The sequence below is a fragment of the Microbulbifer agarilyticus genome (assembly GCF_001999945.1).
Lineage (GTDB): Bacteria > Pseudomonadota > Gammaproteobacteria > Pseudomonadales > Cellvibrionaceae > Microbulbifer > Microbulbifer agarilyticus_A.
This window is the reverse complement of the sequence record NZ_CP019650.1, coordinates 1,416,994-1,435,512: the sequence shown is the minus strand read 5'-3', so window position 1 is coordinate 1,435,512 and position 18,519 is coordinate 1,416,994. Positions and strand designations below refer to the sequence as shown.

Sequence of the window (18,519 nt, the reverse complement as noted above, 5' to 3'; positions counted from 1 at the left end):
AATAGCGCGCAGACCGCCTCCTACTAACAACTCTACTGAAAAACTATTCGCTGCACACCAAAACCCCATTGGTATGATGTTTAACAAAATGCTACATTACGTCAGTTCTCTGACGAGAGCCCTCCTCAAAATGCGGTAAGCCTCCATTTTCGAGGCTATTTGAGCAAATACATAAAAATAACGACCGGAGGCATCTAGCGATGAAACTTCACTTGCCCGCCATATTGCTCGCGTTTACAGCAAGCTTTGGCCACGCAGTCCCTGAAAGACCCAGTATCGACCGCACAATCCATATGGCTGAGGGCCACGTGGCCGGCGGTACCAATCGGCACTGGCTAAACCCTTACGTCCCCCCGCTCACCACCAGCAAGGACAGCAGGATAGGATTAACCCACCGCCCCTACCGAGGGATCTATTTCCGTCTGTTGAAGCCGGAAAACATCGAAGAGCCCTTTCTCGAGTCCCCTGCCGGCATGGAGATCATGAGCCGCCAGGAGTATTCCTTTGAAATGCAACCGAACGGGGATATTCCCACAAGGGGCACCTCCGGTCATATGACCTTGTGTGACCCGTCGGGCGACCTGTCGGATGACCCATCTGCCGCCCCACACCGGGAGAACGCGAACCCCTATGCCTGTGGCGTAGACGGTGCAGATGATTGCTATGACCTGGTTGTCATCACGCAGTTGGAGAACCGGCACCTGGCCGGTACCGACGTGCACATCCGGGTTGAAAACCCCAAAACCACCGACGCACGTATTGCCGAAATCACCGCCGGCGATACGGTGGAAGGGAATGTGAGCTTTCCCGGAGGGTCGTTTTTCGAACCCAGCATAACCGGTGATGGCCACCTGCTTGTTTCCCGTACCGATAACGCGCGAATTTCCTGGCGCCATCCTGACGGCGGCAACCGCTCAGTCACGTCCGACATTGTCTACTACGTTAACGACAACCCGGACAATTTTGACGCCTGTGACGTGCGCCAGTTCACCGACCGCTATCCCATTGGCCACGCGCCCTACGATGAAACCATTAACACCCGTTACGGTTTTGCCATGCACCCCTTTGAGACATTGGATCATCGCGGAGAGCGCCTGATACTTCCCGATGGCTTCGGTTTTGGCACCTACCCCTGGATTGATAAAAGCGGTGCAAATATCTCTTTTACATCCATTGGGGGGCGCTTGTCAGGCGCTGGCTACCCAACCCGCTGCCCCCCAGAAGTCCAAGCAACCTATGGTGGCTGCTCAGGCGGCGCAGAAAATTCACCACTCAATGGGCGCACACTTCTGGGCCTATGGACACGTGGCAAAATGGTGTTGCTGGACAACATGATCAATCATATGGACAACATGGAAGATGTGCGCGAAACCGCACATCGCGATGTATTGCTGTATGAGTCCATTGGTGCCGATGATGGCTACAAGCGTGTGGGCGACACACGCAGCCGACAAATCGATGTGATGCCCAACGGGAATGTGCCAAACAGTAGTTTTTTTGACTCGAACGAGCACCGCTTCAATTACTTCGACAACATGCGCCCAGTCAGCCCCGCAGATGTCACATGGCTGATGAGTACAGGTCGATCTTCAGATGAAGTGGTGTTTGACGATTACGTGAATGCGAACGGCTTTATTGTGTCGCATATGGTGCAGCAGCTGAGAATCAACACGCAATACAACGTGAAAGCCGTGCTGGATGGCCGTATTCAGAACTCCGCGACATCGCTGTATTGGAATAAACCATTAAGTGCGGAAATGACTGGTGACGGCCGTGCAGAAATCATCGCCAATGGCGGGGTTACCGGTAAAGGCTATTGGATAGACGGTGTAAACACCGGTCTGCAGTACGAAATTCCGGAACAGCCGCAGAGTGTTTTGGAATCCCCGTGGTATTACAGCATTTTTATTGACAGCCGCGACAATTCTGGAGAGCGCACGTTATTTGAATTTCCCGACGGTTCCCAGATCCGCCTGCAAAACAGCGATCGTATCGCCTTTATCGATAGCGACGGCGCGCAAGTACATACCCTGAATACGGTGGACGCCATACCACTATCCGGCTGGGCGCACCTGGGCTTTCAGCTGAACACCGGTAACCGCACAATCGAGACTTACATTAACGGATACAAGGTCGATACCTTTACCAGCGGCCAGCCTCTGTTCGTACTTGTGCCCGGTACCTTAACGATCGGCGCCGGCGCCCATGGAACCCCCTCCTTCCGCGGTTGGATTGATGATTTCAAAGTATTTTCAGAAACCGTCAATCAGGAAGTCGCTTGTAACCATGCAAAAGGTACTCTGGCCGGTATTACCGGTAGCGCACCATCCTACTGGCGTACTCGTGCAAACGCGTTTCCAACAGACTCACACAGTGAAATCAGTGACGTCTTGCAACAGTTCGGGGAGAACACCTATTCGCAATATGCGTGCTATCACGACTACAGTGACGACTACGCCGCACACTTGCAGAATATCCCCGCCGGAATGGTCGGCGTTCGCGAAGCGATCAACTTTCCTGAAGGCCCACTGCTCTCAGATCGCCCTCGCCCGGAGTCCCGTGGAAATACCTTTTGCCTGAGCTGTCACACCACCGATGGGCGCGGCGGGCTTGACCTCGATGCACTGGCACTACGTCCCGGTGTGATGGCGCCGTACGACGATCGCCGCCAACCGATGCAGCCGGACCCGTATATTTACGGCAACATTCCTGCAAGCTGGCTCGGCAATAGCCGGCCCAACGCGCGCCAGGTATCCAACCGGCAAAATGCCTTCAACGTGGATCACTACCTCCTGGCATTAGCTGGCGGTACTGCACCCGAACCCGAGCCTGAGCCTGAACCTGAACCCGAGCCCGAACCTGAGCCCGAACCTGAGCCCGAACCTGAGCCCGAACCTGAGCCCGAACCTGAGCCCGAACCTGAGCCCGAACCTGAACCCGAGCCCGAGCCCGAGCCCGAGCCCGAGCCCGAGCCTGAGCCCGAGCCCGAACCCACTCCGGACCCGAATCCAACATCGCTTCTTGCAAACAGTGGTTTTGAGCAAGGTATCACCGGATGGATCACCAATGGCTCCGTCAACATCGTTACCGGCAACAGTCATTCTGGAAGTAGTGCCGCGCATATCAATGGTACTGGTGGCTTCAATCAGATACTCACCCTACAGGCAAATACGGAATACACCGTTAGCATTCAAGGAAGAGTGGGCGCTGCGGGTCAGTCATATTTTATTGGTGCAACCAACGTAACCACCGGTCAATTCATCCGCAACACCAGCATTACCTCGACAAGCTACACACTGAACAGCTTCAACTTTACGACTGGCCCCAATGCAAGCCACGAGTATCGAATCTGGATGTGGAATGACGCTGGTGGCGATTACTACGGCGACGAATTCACCCTTACTCCTGTAGGGGGCACACCGGAACCTGCGCCGGAGCCAGAACCAGAACCAGAACCAGAACCAGAACCAGAACCAGAACCAGAGCCAGAGCCCGAGCCCGAGCCCGAGCCCGAGCCCGAGCCCGAGCCCGACAACAGCATTTGCGGCCCGGATCAACCCAACTGGGTGCCCGTCGATAGTGTCCAGCTCAATGTAGAAGGCACCGTTTACCTGAATATTGGCGAAACGCTGTCTCTGGATACAACCGTTACACCGAGCTGTGCGAGCCAACAAAACGTGACTTACCAATCGTCCAGCTGGCAAATTGCCAGCCCAAGTACTTCGGGCTTGATAACTGCCCAAGGCGAAGGGCAAGCCACTATTACTGTTGTCTCCAAGGCGGACTCATCCATAACGGACACCATTACCATCATCGTGTCCCCATAGCGTCATTTCACAGACCTCTATGACGAAATGCTGGCCCGGAATATGTAACGGCGAGACACCGGGCCAGCATCGATGCAAACCGCGAAAATAAAGAACCTAAACGTGTATAAATCAATGAACCAGCAACTAAGGGCCTCAATTGCGCTCACAGTGTTAGCCGCGGCATGGCAACAGGCCACAGCGCAGGAAATACCCCCGCCACTATCGGATCCAGACAACAACGCTGGCTGGGTCATAAACCCCAGTGTGTCCGACGAATTTAATGGCTCGAGCTTTGATAGGGACGTGTGGTTCAATCAGGGCGAGAACGGCCAATGGAATGGGCAGTGGCGAGGACGGGCCCCATCCGAATATGACCCGGATAACGTGCGGGTAGAAAACGGCTATCTGTATATGACATCCCGCTGGGACCCTGCCCACAATTTCTCAGATGGCAATGGCGGCGGTAACTCCCAGGGCAACTGGCAATATGGTGACGTCCCCATCACCACCGCGGCACTGCTGGGCAAAAACACCTTCCTGTACGGCTATATGGAAATGCGTTCCAAGGCCGCACCGGGCCCCATATCCAGTTCTTACTGGACCACCGGCGTGGGCGGAGAAACCGATGCCTTCGAAAGTTTTGGCTGGAACCCGAACAACCCCTGGTCCGGCAAACGCTTTCACACCAGCTTTCACGATTGGCGCAATGGCTCTTCCACCTACGGCAAACGTATCTGGGAAAACGACCACATCTTTGATTTTGGTGTAGCCAACGATTTCCATGTATACGGCTTTGAGTGGGATCCCAACTATGTCGCCATTTATATCGACGGCGCACTGGTGAACTGTGTCACTCGCGAAGAAATGGGAAATGCATGGGTTGCCACCAATCCTCAGCGCCCGTGGATCGATATGGAAACCTTCGACTGGGAAATCAGCGCCTGGGACCTGAGGCCAGAACACTTTAATGACGCTGAAGGTATCGATTTTGTGGTTGACTACAGCCGCGTCTACCAGCGCACCAATGGACAATCCGGCGGTGTCTGCCCGAACCGGGAAAACCTGCTGACCAATCCGAGCTTCGAAAATGACATGCAGGGCTGGAGCGGCCCCGCCACCATCACGACCGGCGAAACATCGGATGGCAACAAGGCGGCATCATTGACCAGTGGCGGCACCATCGAACAGACCGTAGCAGTAAAACCCAATACCTCGTACATCGTCAGTGCCTGGGCCAATAGCGCCGACACCAATCAGGCGGACCAATGGTTCAACGCCTACCTGGGTGTAAGAGACCACGGCAACGCCACCTCCAACGTCCGCTATTTCTTCAACCGCTGGCATGAAAAAAGCCTGCAGTTTACTACCGGCCCAAACACCACCGAAGCAACTATCTTCTTTACCAACCAACCCCAGGGTGGTCTAGTTTATGTTGACGAGGTCTCATTGCATGAAATCAAAACCATTGAGCATTGAGCATTGAGCATTATTCTGAGTCAAACAACGAAAAAGGGGAGCAAATTGATCCCCCTTTTTTGATAGACTTCCAAACAGATATCGTCGGACATCAAGCCTTCGTGAATGAATCCAATGCTGCCAGTGCATCGCGGTTATAGGCAACTCTGGCATCCGCCCCCAAATCCTGCGGGCGCACACCAATCTTGATGCCCAGAAAATCCAGGCTGGACCAATCTGCCACCTCAAGACTTGCCTTCATTTGTTCAGCGGTCAACAGAGACCCTTCCGCAAAATTTCCGCCTTCGAAGATTTCTGCCGGTGGCATATGTGTATCTCGCCATACCCCATAAGGCGTATCCTGATCAGAAATACCAGAGAACATAAAGCCGCGCAAAAGCCCGGCCTCGCGCGCCGCCTGCAGGTGCTGTAGCGGCCCCTGTACACTGCGGGTTTCCAAAGCAGAGCGTCCCCAGTTGATTGACAGTCCTATTTCACAACCACAAGCGCGATTGACCTCAACAACCGCCTGAATTTCTTCCTCGAGAGTCAGGAAGCCCTTCTCTGGTTGCGCGCCCTCTACAAAGGCATCACAGTGCTCGATCACTAACTCAGCACCGTCCCAGTCCCAGGACTGGATCTCTTTCAGAGACTCGACCAGCGACGCCACTGAAGACACGCTTCCGGTACGGTTTGGGCTGGTATGCAACTGGATAAAATCCACGGCCTTGCGCCCGAGATACGCATTCAGTTTATGCACCGCAGCACGCATTTGCTGATAGAAAGCGACACCTTCTGCACGACCTTCCGGGTTATCGGAGGCGATACCGAAATGCGGGTTTTTCCCCAAGCGGCCCATAATCCCGGGCACACCGGTGAACACGAAATCCCAAGCCGGGTCGATGTTCCGCAAAAACCAATCGTCATCGTGCGGGTGCAACTGACCGGTAAACGGGTGCTCAATGCCACGGATACTGCTCAACTGTTTTACACCATCCAGGTACTGGGATTGCAACTCTGGCTGCCAATCGTCGGCCACAGGCGCTGTTGCGTAGGCCGCAAGTATGGTTTTCATGGGAGTCAATCTCCGGGAATAATTAGCGGAAAATGATACACCGGGCATCATCGCGTGCTCTTCCTGCGCTTAGGCAGACAGGGCGCGATAGCCAGAGGCATAGGCCACCGCATTTTCCCGCACCTGCGCCACGGTCATACCCGCGCGATAAAGCCCGGAACCCAAGCCAAATCCGGAAAAACCTGCGGCCAGATAGTCCGGCATATCCCCCGGTGATACGCCACCCACTGCCAGCACCGGCAGGTCCGGGAATACCGCCGAGGCCACTTTGAACCCTTGCGGGCCGAGCGCAGTTGCCGGGAACAGTTTGAGCGCGTCTGCGCCGGCATCCGCGGCGGCCAACGCTTCGGTAGGCGTGCAGAAACCGGGCATGGATATCAGGCCCAATCGCTTGGTCTCGCGAATCACATCGACATTGGTATTCGGTGAAATAATCACCTTGCCGCCGGCTTCTGCCACCGCTTGCACCTGTTCCACGGTCAACACAGTTCCCGCGCCGACCAGTACATCATCGCCCATCACTTCCGACAGTGCCTGGATGCTGGCACAGGGCTCCGGGGAATTCAGCGGTACTTCAATAATGCGAAACCCGGCTTCGCGGATAGTCTCGGCAATTGCCACAACCTCTGAGGGCTGAACACCGCGCAAAATGGCCACCAGGGGCAGTGCTTCAAGATAGGGATTCAGTACATTTGTGGTCATGTTGTTCTCCAAAAATTCTTATGTATTACAGCCAGCCTGCGTTGCTGGCAATCGCCACCAACCCGCGGCGCACGGCGCTGTCGCCGTCGATGCTTGTGGAAGGAATGTCACGTAACTCGAGCGCGCGCTGGTACAGGGCGGTGAGGTTGCCACCGCCCACCAGGGTCACATGGGTTGGACGGCCGATTTCTACGGTGACTGTGTGCATTTCCGCACCGATTAACAGGCCCGACAAATAGCTATGCACTTCGTCCGCGCTTAACTGGAACGTATCTGCAACGGCGCCCGCTACCACCGCACTGCGCGCACTGAATAGCGTGTGCAAAAGATTCGGATGCTCTGCGGCCACACTGACGCCGCGATCAAATGCAGCAGGGCTGAACGAGCTTGCAACCTTGCCCGCACCATCTACAGGAATTAAGCGGCCAAGGATGCTGTGCTGGCACAGCACGTTAAACAGTTCACCGGTCATGCAAGTGGCGAAATCCATTATCGCCGGCTCAGCCACACCACCAGCAGCGGAACATAGATCCACCCTCGCCCACTTGGCATGAGTGCCCGGCAAGCACAACAGGCGTAACCCGTCTTTGACCTCACTTTTACTTTCACCACTCCCCTGCAGTAATTCAGCGCCGAGAATCTGCACCTCTTCACCGCGCATTACATCGGCAAAGCCGCTGAAAGAGCGGCCGCGGACACCGGGCACAATCGCCATCGAAAGCCCCTGGCGGTTTTCCACCGCGCACAGAGTCTGCCCCATCGCCGACAGCGCAAGAGGGCAATCAACATATCCGGCATCTTTCCAACCCTGCGCGCTGCCGACCATGCCGGTCATCAGGATCGGCAGCTTGGCATCTTTGACCCAAGGTGAAATTTGCTCCACTAAAAATGATTCAAACTCCTCCTGGCTGAGCGTCAGCATGCCCTTTGGGCTGATGATTTCCTGTAACAGGGCGCCGTTGCGGTCCATCAGAAACGCGCGAAAGTTTGAACTGCCCCAGTCGACGCCGATCAATACGGGCGAGGTGTTTACGTGTTCAGTCATGGATTGATCCATCAGAAAGTAAAAAACCCGGTCGACTACTGGGTAAATGCCAGATAGACCGCCGGGGTTTGCAGTTTTGTGCCGTGATGCGGCCGGTGTTTAGCCGTCAGGCGTCAACTTCAAAATGCTTGATAAAATCGCGGTCGGGCTCGATGCCGAGACCAGGGCCTTTTGGCAGCGCAACGGTACCGCCGTTCTCTGCAACCTGTTCCTGAATGCGCAGCGGCTCGGTGAGCAGCTCTTCGCGGAATCGGTTTGGTGTCGTGTCGTACTCAAGCATCGGCTGTACCGGGTGCGCGGCACCGGGCAGGTCTGGCAGCGCTGCCAACAGGTGCAGGTTAGTGCCCACCGCAACCGCAGAGCCCCAAACGTGGTTAATCACCGGAATAAAGTTCGCAGTGGCCAGTGCCAATACTTTCTGATATTCGGTAATACCGCCCAGAGCGCAGACTTCCGGCTGCAAAATATCCACGCAGCGGTTTTGGATTAATTCACGGTGGCCCCAGCGGGTGAACTCGCACTCACCGCCAGAAATATTCAGATCCAGGGCTTCGCATAGATCGCGATAGCCACGATAGTCTTCCGGCGCTACCGGTTCTTCAAACCAGTCAACGCCCAACTTTTCGAATTCGCGTCCCATGGGGATGGCTTCGCGAGTGGTATAGGCGTGGTTGGCGTCCACCATCAGCCCCACATCGTCACCAATGGCGTTGCGCACAGCTTCCACCAACTCGACATCTTTCTTGTGCCCGAGGCCGGTTTTCATTTTCATTGCACGGAAGCCTTTCTCGCGGATAGCGACGGCTTCATCAGCAAAGCGTTCTTTCAGATCCGGCACTCGCTGCAACATCATGCCGTAACCGTATGCGGGAATGCGTTCGCGGAAGGCGCCGCCCAGCAATTGATACACAGGCTGGTTCAGGGCTTTACCGGCAATATCCCACAGGGCGATGTCCACACCAGACAGGGACTGCATGGGCATGCCCTTTTGGCCGTGATCCCGAAGCAGGTTGTATACTGTGTGCCAGATGACTTCGCGATTGAGAGGGTTCATTCCCAGAATCATCGGCTGGATGACTTTTTCCACAATTGCCTTATTGGCAAAGGCGACGTTACCGCCGCCGAAGCATTCACCCCAACCGGTAATGCCCACATCGGTCTGAACTTCCACCAGGTGTGTGGTGCGCTTCAGGTAGTACTGCTGTGAATAGCCGAGCTCTTCTTCGAGGTCGTACTGCAGTACATGGCTGATGATTTTTGTTATTTTCATGGAGTTAACCCCTAACCCAATCCCCAAATCCGTTTCTGGAAAATTGTTCCGAAACTGTTTCGAATATGACTTCAGTTTTATTTTTGAATCGCGCGCGTTACGCGCTTCGGCGCCAGGTAATCGTCCAGCGCCAAGTGTGAACAATCCACCCCTATACCGGATTGTTTAACCCCGCAGTGCGGCAGGTCGATGGCATACTTGATGCCATTAATCTGCACTTCACCGAACTGTAGCTGCGCCGCACAGTGCTCTGCTTTCTCGATGTCCGCGGTAAAAATAAACGAGGACAAGCCCGCATCTGTATCGTTTGCCTGTGCCAGTACTTCATCTTTGTCAGTAAAGGTGAGCAAGCTGATCACCGGCCCAAACACTTCTTCGCTGTACAGGCGCATACTGTTGTTGACACCGTCCAGTACCGTTGGCGCATAGAAGGCTCCGCTCTCAAGACTCTTATCCAGCCCCTCCGGCTTTTTGCCACCGTGTATCAGGGTTGCGCCCTTCTCTACCGCATCTCTAACCAGTGCATCGATGCGCTGCAGGGAGCCGTGATCGATCACCGGTCCCATATCAATATCACCTTCGCGGTCGTAGCCAACCTTCACCGCTGCGGCGCGGGCCAGCACTTTTTCACGGAACGCATCTGCGACACCCGCTTCCACGAACACCCGGTTAGGCGTTACACAGATCTGGCCGGAGTTGGCGTACTTCACACCACAGATAACATCAGCGGCGAGATCCAGGTCCGCATCGGCAAACACCAGTGCCGGCGCGTTACCGCCGAGCTCCATGGAGTAGCGTTTGATGGAAGTGGCACCGGTGCGCATGACATGCTTACCGGTTTGGGTGGAACCGATCAGGGTCAGCAGCGCGGGAATCGTAGAGGCAGAAATGGCATCGCCTATTTCGTGGTCCACGCCCGCAATGATATTGACGACACCTGCCGGCAGGCCGATCTCGGCGCAGAGCTCGCCTACCGCGTAGGCGGACAGCGGCGTTTTAGAAGACGGTTTGATCACAATCGGACAGCCGGCGGCCAGGGCCGGGCCAAGTTTGTAGGCCAGGTTCAGCAGCGGGAAGTTCCAGGCCAGGAAGGCCGCCGCCACGCCAACGGGCTGGCGAGACAAGGTGTGCACGTGGGTGCCTTCGCGGTCCACCAGGGACTCGCCGTTCATACGGGTAATTTCTTCCGCGTAGAACTCCAGGCTGTGCACCAGCATCTGGAAATCGTCTTTGGTGGCCGCCCAGGGCTTGGCCATTTCCAGATGGATGCATTCGCGCAGGTGGGCTTCATTAGCCAGCACCGCATCGCGCAGCTTGTGCATCCAGCTGACGCGCTCGGCAGCACTCGTGGTAGACCAGCTAGGGATAGCGGCCTGAGCAGCTTCCAGAGCCCGGTGGGCATCCGCCGCAGTCGCTTCAGCAAAACTGCCAACAACCTCTTGCGTGGCCGGGTTGACCACCTGCAGGTAGCCGTCACCACACAGCTCGCCCCCAATGTACATGCGTTTGGTCGGTGCCATCTTCAGTCCCCTGTTGCTTGCCTTGCGGGTTGCCACGCATAAGAAGCTAGCAACCGCCCACCTGAAGCTTATTGATTCATTCCAGTTATAAACAATTTAAACATATGATGTTTACACTAACAATACGTTTATGAGTATTAACGGACATTTAGCCAAAATTGCTTAGGCCGGCTGCAGACAAAAAAGGGAAGGAACAGGCAGGGGGAAAACGTAAGCAATGAATGCAGGAAGATATCGCAAGCAAAAAAAAGCCGGCGCCCATAGGGGCGCCGGCAAGGCAACACTTTGAACGCGACTTGCATAACCAAAGTGAGTGAGCGTGGTGAGATGAGAACCACACTCAGTCGTGGTAAAGCACCGAGCGCCCACCGTCGACAACAAGACTGTGCCCAGTCATGAAACTTGATTCGCTGCTGGCCAGGAACAATGCGGGACGCGCAATTTCCTCGACACTGGCATTGCGGCGCAGCGGGTGTACATCAGCAATCGCCTTACGCGCTGCGGCTGGATCTTCGGTCTGCTCCCAGGCTTTGAAGGCGTTAGGGGTTTCCACCATGCCCGGGCACAACGCATTCACACGCACATTGTCCGGCCCGAATTCCACCGCCAGGTTGCGGGTCAATCCGATCACCGCGTGCTTGGTAACCGCGTAGGGGAAACTGTCCGGTACGATTTTGAAGGAGTGCACCGAGCCCACATTGATGATGCTGCCACCACCGGTGGCTTTCATCATCGGCAGTACCGCGCGGCAACAGTGCCACATACCATCAACGTTAACGGAGAAGCTGCGCTGCCACTGCTCTCGAGATACGTCCAGCACGCTCTTCCCCATCGGGGTAAGCGCGGCATTGTTGACCAGAATATTCGGTTCGCCGAGCTGCTCGCAGGTAGCCTGTACCATGGTATTCACCGAATCTTCATCGGCGATATCTGTCTCGGCGAAAATGGCTTGCTGACCTGTTTCTTTCAGCTCTTCTACCAGTGCCAGACCGCGCTCAACATTTACATCCGCCACACAGACTTTGGCACCTTCACTGGCAAACAACCGGGCGATTGCACTGCCGATACCATCCGCGGCACCGGTTACGATAGCGACCTGATCCTGCAAACGCTTCGTCATGGTATATCTCCCAACCGATTCCTACGGGAATCAGGTCGCCAGCTCCGCTTTGCCGGCCGGATCCGGACGCACCAGATCTTTTTCGATCTGCTCGATGGACTTGTTTTTGGTCTCCGGCAGAATCATCAGCATTACCAGCATCCCCACGAAGGCGACCACTCCGTAATTCAAGAAGGTATTCGCTGCACCCAGATGCTCCAGCTGCCACGGAAAGAACTGCTGAATCAGGTAGCTGGAAATACTCTGCACCAGTGCCGCAAACGGCAGGGCCACACTGCGCACGCGATTGGAGAAGATCTCCGAAAAAATAACCCACATTACCGGCCCGATGGACATATTGAATGCGGCCAGGAAAGCGAAGATACCGAAGAGTACAAAGCCCGCACTGATCTCAATAGTAGAGTTGATGATCGGGCCACTGACCAGCGGCACATCCTTTTTCGAGTAGGCCGCAGCGATATCGCTTTTCAGTGCAACATCGTTTTCGTAGGTTTTACCGATGTACGGAGCTAGCGGCGCCGTGTCGACCTGCTGCGCTTCAAGGGTCGCAACTGCACTTTCATCCAGGGTATAGCGGGCAGACTCGAATCCGTACCAGGTGGAGGCGTGGGCCACCACAATCAGCGTAAGCCCAGCGAGGGTCAGGACTCGACGGCCAAGCTTCTCCACAGTGGTGATCGCCACCAGCGTGAATACAACCGCAACCAGGCCCAGCACGATGGTCTGCATAAAGCTGTCTTCCACGCTCATGCCCACCTGCTCAAACACGGTCGGTGCGTAAAAGAGCACCGCGTTCATGCCGGTCGCACCCTGTACCACGGCATAGCAAACCGCAATCAGTACCACTAGGCGCATGGGCTTGCTGAACAGGGTTTTGAGCTGGTCCAGGGTTTTAGTTTTGCCCTCTTCGTCGATACTACCGCGCACTTCATTCACAAGACTGCTGACTTGAGATTCCGGGGCTACGCGGGCAAATACTGCACGCGCTTCCTGATCGCGCCCCTGGGTCACCAGCCAGCGCGGCGACTCTGGAATCGTCAGCAGTAGGGAAATCCAAATAATGTTCGGGATCAATTCAAAGCCCAGCATCAGCCGCCACACGTTTTCATTGTGGATCCAGCTAATATCCGCCATGGACTTTACGAGGAAATAATTGACGATAAACGCGAGCAAACTACCCAGGGTAATCAATAGCTGATTAACCGAAACAAACTTGCCGCGTTTGTCCGCCGGAGCCACTTCACCGATGTACATGGCCGAAACCGTGATCGAGGCAAAGGCGACACCACCAATAAAACGACCGAGGACCAACATGTTGTAGTCCACGGCGAAGGCCGAAACGAGAGTTGAGAGAGAATAAGTTCCTGCAATGGCAAGCAGAACCTTTTTGCGGCCAAAACGCTCACACAGAGTACCAGTGAAAAACAGCGCAATAATCACACCGACAATAGCGCAACCCACCAGGGTGCCTACCTGCATACTGCTCAACTCAAACTGGGAGCTGACAAAACGCACAGCCCCGGAAATATTTGCAGCATCCAGACCAAACACAAAACCGCCAAAGGCGGCAATCAGGGCATACTTGGTGACATTACTGGCGGCACTATTGTTATTCATTGTTGGCACCTTGTTGAATTCTTCATCGCTGATCGCCGACAGGAGCCCTGCGACCTATAAGACCTATTTAAACATATGATGTTTGTGGCGGCAACGAATTAAAGCCCGCATCCGTCAGAAAACCTTTACAGAATTACCGCAGGCTCGGGCTGCCCCTTCACGGCATTGCGATATACAAGGGTCACACCATTGGCTATCGGGGCCTCGGGCCCATCCTCAAGGCCTACCGCTGCCGTCGTCACGTACAGATCCGTAAAATCCCGCCCGCCAAAAGCCGGGCAGGTGGTGCGAATCACCGGTGCCTTTAAGGCACCCAGCTCGACACCTTCCGGGCTGTAACATTGGGTACGCTCCCCGTCCCACAGCGAGGTCCACATATTTCCTGCAACATCCGTCACCGCGCCATCGGGGATCAAGCTGTCGGCGGTCAGGTCCAGATGAACTCCGCGGGAAGAATCCGGCCAGCCCGTTTGCGCATCCAGCGATACGCTGTAAACGATACTGGCCGCGGAGTCCGCGTAATAAGCCAGGCGGCGCTCGCGATCAAAACAGAGACCATTGAGTACCGTCAATCCACTATCGAGCTTGCGCAACTCGCCGCGATACCAGCGATAGAGATTGCCAACGCCCTCTTCGCCGTTTTTGCCCATGGTACCAATCCAAAATCCACCCCAGGGATCCGCACGGCCATCGTTGCTGCGGTTGCCTGGGAGTTCCGGCTCCAGCGCGCACAACAGGGTCTTCTCAGCAGACTCCACATTGAACAGGTTGAGCCCACTTTCGCAGGCTACTAGCAATTGCTCGGTATCAATCCAGCCTATCGCGGAGGGCATTTCCCCCAGGTCCCAGGCCTGCTCGACACCGTCTTGGGTTTTAGCCATAAGGCGACAATTGAGCAGGTCCACCCAGTAAAGCGTCTGGCGCTGCGGATGCCACAGCGGGCCCTCACCCAATTGGCAAGGGCGAGGATCGAAAACTTCCGCGGCGACATCAATAAAAGGAGTTTCAGACATGGTGCTCATCTTAATTACCAGTTAGTCACCGAACCATCGACCCTGCGCAAGTGTGGCGCCTCTGCAGCGACTGGAGGCGATTGACGGAAAGCCTCTTCATTCACCTCTACTCCCAGTCCGGGGGTATCCGGTAATACGAATGCGGTGCCATCAAGTTTGTGCTGCACCGGGAAAAGCATCGGGTCGTGGAAGCCGAAGGTGCAGAAAGGCCCTTGATGGGTCTCCATCAGGGCAAAATTGGGCAGCGCTGCGGCAAAGTGATTGGACGCAGCTGTGCACACCGGACCCAGCGGGTTGTGCGGCATTACATCGATGTAGTGTGCTTCGGCCATAGCCGCGGCTTTCATAGCCTCGCTAAATCCACCGATATTACACACGTCCACCCGCAGATATTGGGTGAGGCCTTTTTCTACAAAAGGCATTGCCGCCCATTTGGAGCTGAACTCCTCGCCGATGGCGAAAGGCACGGTGGTCATTGTGCGCAGTGTGGCGTAGGCATCCGGCGATTCATTGCGGATCGGTTCTTCGAGAAAATCTAACGTACCCGGGGCCATGCGCTGACAGAAAGAGGCGGCCTCGGCCACGCTCAGGCGATGGTGATAATCGATACCCAGGGTGATATCAGGGCCAATAATTTTGCGTAACTCGTTAAGACAGCGCGCGGTACGCGCAATGGAGTCCCGCGGATCGAAGAGTTTCGGGTCATCGAAACCGGCGGGAATCACACGAATGGTGGTCCAACCGAGATTGATCAGTGCGGTGACTTCATTGACCAGTTCGTCCAGACGATCTGGATCCGCTTCGGTATAACAACAGGCAAAGCAGGGAATATTGTCTCGCTGTTTGCCGCCCAGCAATTGATACACCGGCACCTGCAATGCTTTGCCGAGGATGTCGTGCAGGGCGATATCGATTGCGGACATGGCCGCAGTCAGTACCCTGCCCCCTTCAAAATATTGGCTGCGATAAATCTCCTGCCAAATACTACCAATCTGACGAGGATCGCGGCCGCGCAAGAACTCAGCGAAGTGCGCCACGGCCCCTATGACCGCATGTTCCCGGTTGGATAACCCGGATTCACCCCAGCCCACCAGACCACACTCGGTAACCACTTTTACCAGCAACTGATTGCGAGTACCGACGGCACCCAATAACGTTTCAACGGATTCAATTTTCAACGGAAACTACCTACTTGGCACAACTTACTAACGCACCCTTACTCGAGGTAACGGTGTTACCCGCCATACACGGTAAAATGGTAAACAACCTCATCGCCAACCGCGCTCTCTCCATCCTCTGCTAGCAGCAGAACTTTCCAAGTAAATCTGCCCGGTCCAACTTTGCCGAAAAGGTCATCAATTGGCAAAGCAAAATCTCCCGATTCAGCCACCGGGTACCGGATATTGGAGACCAGATCACCGTTCCCATTCACCAAATCAAGGCTTAAAACTTTTGGCGTGTTTATTCGATATCTGACACCAAGCACTTCTTTCTCAGTGCTAACTCGACGGGGCCAGCGAACCTCAGAAATCTCTTCCGTAGAAAGATGTTCATTCCACGCGCTTTCAGTCAAAACAGAAAAATTCGCATTGACTTCATTTCCCACTCGGTGATTCCAGTTTTGATCACGAGGGGTAACGTAAACAACAACGCGATATTTACCGGGATCAATATCATCGGTTTCGAAATTGACGTGGTACTTGCCGCTACTCGTCACCCTTGCCGTTTTTTCCTTAATTTTTTTCCAGGTGTCAAAGTACTGCAAAACAAAATATACATCCCTGGTTTTGGCAACCTTCAGATCAACATCCACCCGCAGCGGTTCGTTCCCACCCACAAAATTCGGAACATCGATACGGTTAATGAAATCGCCTGACTCCGCTAGTGCACCACAGGAAGTAGCCGAGACCCACACGAGAAATGAGAATATAAAACGTTTCATTGAAATATCCCCCTATTCAAGAATTCAAAAAATAGCCACCGCACATAGTGTACGGCGGCCATTCTTAGTACAGGGTACTAACCCGTCACCCAGTTATTTCTCGATAACCGCAATGTCATCAAACAAAATTTGATCGCCTGCAGTTAACCCAGTTGCATAAACGAAGGGCATAACCGTCGTATTCGCGGTTCCATCAATCGCCCAAGTAGTAGGGATTGTATAGGTAGCAGAATCGTCAGCTTCATCTTCTGTATGATTACGGTTCACCAGGTTCACAAGCTGCCAAGCGGTAGTTGGCGCCAGCTCCGCAGCAAAGTCAGACCCAGTTTTCGCAGCGTTGGGGAAGCTACCTGCAGCCTTGTTATCTAGAGAGTTACGACTGTCATGCCAGGGCGCCAGATTAAAGTGCACCTTCACGCCTTCGCGCGGCTGCGCAAGCTTAACCCACATGGAAACGCCGAACTCAACGCCATGACCGCGGGTACCCACGCCATAGTAGGAGCCCCACATATCGAAGGCAGCATCGCCATTGGTCCAGTTGGTCTTAACAACACCGGCGATGGTATTGTCTTCCTCTGCTGTCACACGCAGGGAACTACCAAAAATGGGATCCCCCACAGCCTGATCGAAAGCCCCCGTTATATATTTGTTGTATCCATTACCTGGGAAACTGTGCTCAAAGGTATGATCCCAGTTGGAGGCATTACCGGCATTATTGGCTTTGAGGCAGGCCTTGTTCGGCACAACACTTACCGCAACAGACAGTGAATCGATGTCTTCTTTTGCTGCAGTGGTTTCACCGGATTCATAGGCAACACTAACAGCCTCAGCATCCTGAGCGACATTGCTAGCCGGGCTCTTATCACCATCGCCAACCTGAAGGATCGCCCACTCGCCATTTTCAGAGTCGGCATCCGGAACCAAATCAAGCAGAGTGAGAAGACTCTCCTCTTCAGTGCTCCAGCTATATTGATAGACACCACTCAACATCTCGCCAAGCGTCGGTTCAGACTCCACATGCAAACCACCATAGGTACAAGCAGCAATCTCTTTCACCAAGGCATCACGGGGGCCTTCTGCATTGGTGACACCAATTCGGAAGTTGGAATCCACAGCTACCGTAACGGTGGAAGAAACATTGCTGTCCGGATTCCAGACCGTAAGCTCGGCCTCACCTACGCTTACGCCTGTAACGGTGCCGGCCTCGTCCACAGTTGCTACAGATTCGTCGTTAACCTCATAACGCAATTCCTGGTCACATACGGTTTGAGGCGAAAAGCTGGCAGAGGCATTAACCGATTCACCCAATCGAACAGACAGATTCTGCACATCAATCTCTTCAATCTGGGCTTTCACACCATTAATTGTAAGATTCAGGGTTCTGGTTACCGGATCACCGCCATTGATAACATTGTAGGTAATCGTGTAAGTGTGGACGGGACGCGGCCAGGGGTTAGCGCTTTCACCCGCCGTAAACTCTGAACATGAAATCAGCCTTTCATCGAATCCGTCCAGATCTACGATCATTTGATTACCGTCGAGGAAAAACGGCGTTACTTGCTTGCCATCTTCCACAATAGTGGGCACTGGAAGACCGTACATGGGCTGCTCATTGTTCTCGGCATTCGGATCCCAGATGATGGTGTCCTGCGCGAAGCTTACCTGGCTCACACCAACGCCACTCAGGGAAGAAAGCGGGTCACCGCCAACCGTTCCCCCTTGAAGAAGATCAATGTTAATCAAGCCCTGATCTTCATCTACAACGATATTCAGTGCATCTTCACTGAATACGATGGGTTGATCGCCATTATCAATAAAGTCCTGCCCTTTATCGACTTTACAGCCTGCCATTAGAGCAACAACCGGAGCAATAAGGGCTACACTTTTCAGAATTCTAGGTTTCATATTTTCTCTCCATTCCACCAACTTTCTCTATGTCACACAGAGAAAG

Annotated in this window: 13 protein-coding genes; 2 read left to right on the top strand and 11 right to left on the bottom strand. The window is 54.4% G+C overall.

What is annotated here, in order from left to right:
* Positions 1-200 precede the first annotated feature (200 nt).
* Entirely contained in the window at positions 201-3,827 is a 3,627-nt protein-coding gene (locus Mag101_RS17985; RefSeq protein ID WP_198040110.1) for a LamG-like jellyroll fold domain-containing protein, read from the top strand.
* 114 nt (positions 3,828-3,941) lie between these two features.
* On the top strand, positions 3,942-5,285 hold the full coding sequence (locus tag Mag101_RS05710) for a family 16 glycosylhydrolase (protein ID WP_198040109.1): 1,344 nt from the start codon (positions 3,942-3,944) through the stop codon (positions 5,283-5,285).
* 91 nt (positions 5,286-5,376) lie between these two features.
* On the opposite strand, the gene Mag101_RS05705 is transcribed toward Mag101_RS05710, so the two are convergent.
* The 11 genes from Mag101_RS05705 to Mag101_RS05655 all read right to left on the bottom strand — a co-directional run bounded on the left by Mag101_RS05705 (position 5,377) and on the right by Mag101_RS05655 (position 18,473).
* Positions 5,377-6,339 (bottom strand): DUF4862 family protein, encoded by a 963-nt coding sequence (locus Mag101_RS05705; RefSeq protein WP_077402027.1) that lies wholly within the window; start codon positions 6,337-6,339, stop codon positions 5,377-5,379.
* A gap of 69 nt (positions 6,340-6,408) precedes the next feature.
* On the bottom strand, positions 6,409-7,041 hold the full coding sequence (locus tag Mag101_RS05700; protein WP_077402024.1) for a 2-dehydro-3-deoxy-6-phosphogalactonate aldolase: 633 nt from the start codon (positions 7,039-7,041) through the stop codon (positions 6,409-6,411).
* 25 nt (positions 7,042-7,066) lie between these two features.
* Positions 7,067-8,086, bottom strand: coding sequence for a 2-dehydro-3-deoxygalactonokinase (locus tag Mag101_RS05695; protein ID WP_198040108.1), 1,020 nt, complete (start codon positions 8,084-8,086; stop codon positions 7,067-7,069).
* Between the two features lie 106 nt (positions 8,087-8,192).
* Entirely contained in the window at positions 8,193-9,356 is a 1,164-nt protein-coding gene (locus Mag101_RS05690; protein ID WP_077402017.1) for a mandelate racemase/muconate lactonizing enzyme family protein, read from the bottom strand.
* Positions 9,357-9,433: 77 nt separating this feature from the next.
* Positions 9,434-10,876, bottom strand: a complete 1,443-nt coding sequence (locus tag Mag101_RS05685) for an NAD-dependent succinate-semialdehyde dehydrogenase (RefSeq protein WP_077402014.1) — start codon at positions 10,874-10,876, stop codon at positions 9,434-9,436.
* A 340-nt stretch (positions 10,877-11,216) separates the two neighbouring features.
* A complete protein-coding gene (locus tag Mag101_RS05680; RefSeq protein WP_077402011.1) occupies positions 11,217-11,996 on the bottom strand; it encodes a glucose 1-dehydrogenase in 780 nt (259 codons plus the stop codon).
* Positions 11,997-12,026: 30 nt separating this feature from the next.
* Positions 12,027-13,613, bottom strand: coding sequence for a sugar porter family MFS transporter (locus tag Mag101_RS05675; protein ID WP_077402008.1), 1,587 nt, complete (start codon positions 13,611-13,613; stop codon positions 12,027-12,029).
* 125 nt (positions 13,614-13,738) lie between these two features.
* Positions 13,739-14,626, bottom strand: a complete 888-nt coding sequence (locus tag Mag101_RS05670; protein ID WP_198040107.1) for an SMP-30/gluconolactonase/LRE family protein — start codon at positions 14,624-14,626, stop codon at positions 13,739-13,741.
* 14 nt (positions 14,627-14,640) lie between these two features.
* Positions 14,641-15,804: a mandelate racemase/muconate lactonizing enzyme family protein gene (locus tag Mag101_RS05665; protein ID WP_077402002.1), complete on the bottom strand. Its 1,164-nt coding sequence runs from the start codon at positions 15,802-15,804 to the stop codon at positions 14,641-14,643.
* Positions 15,805-15,860: 56 nt separating this feature from the next.
* The gene (locus tag Mag101_RS05660; RefSeq protein WP_077401999.1) at positions 15,861-16,568 is read right to left on the bottom strand and encodes a hypothetical protein; all 708 of its coding nucleotides are present in this window, start codon (positions 16,566-16,568) and stop codon (positions 15,861-15,863) included.
* Between the two features lie 93 nt (positions 16,569-16,661).
* Positions 16,662-18,473: an Ig-like domain-containing protein gene (locus tag Mag101_RS05655; protein WP_077401996.1), complete on the bottom strand. Its 1,812-nt coding sequence runs from the start codon at positions 18,471-18,473 to the stop codon at positions 16,662-16,664.
* Positions 18,474-18,519: the final 46 nt, after the last annotated feature.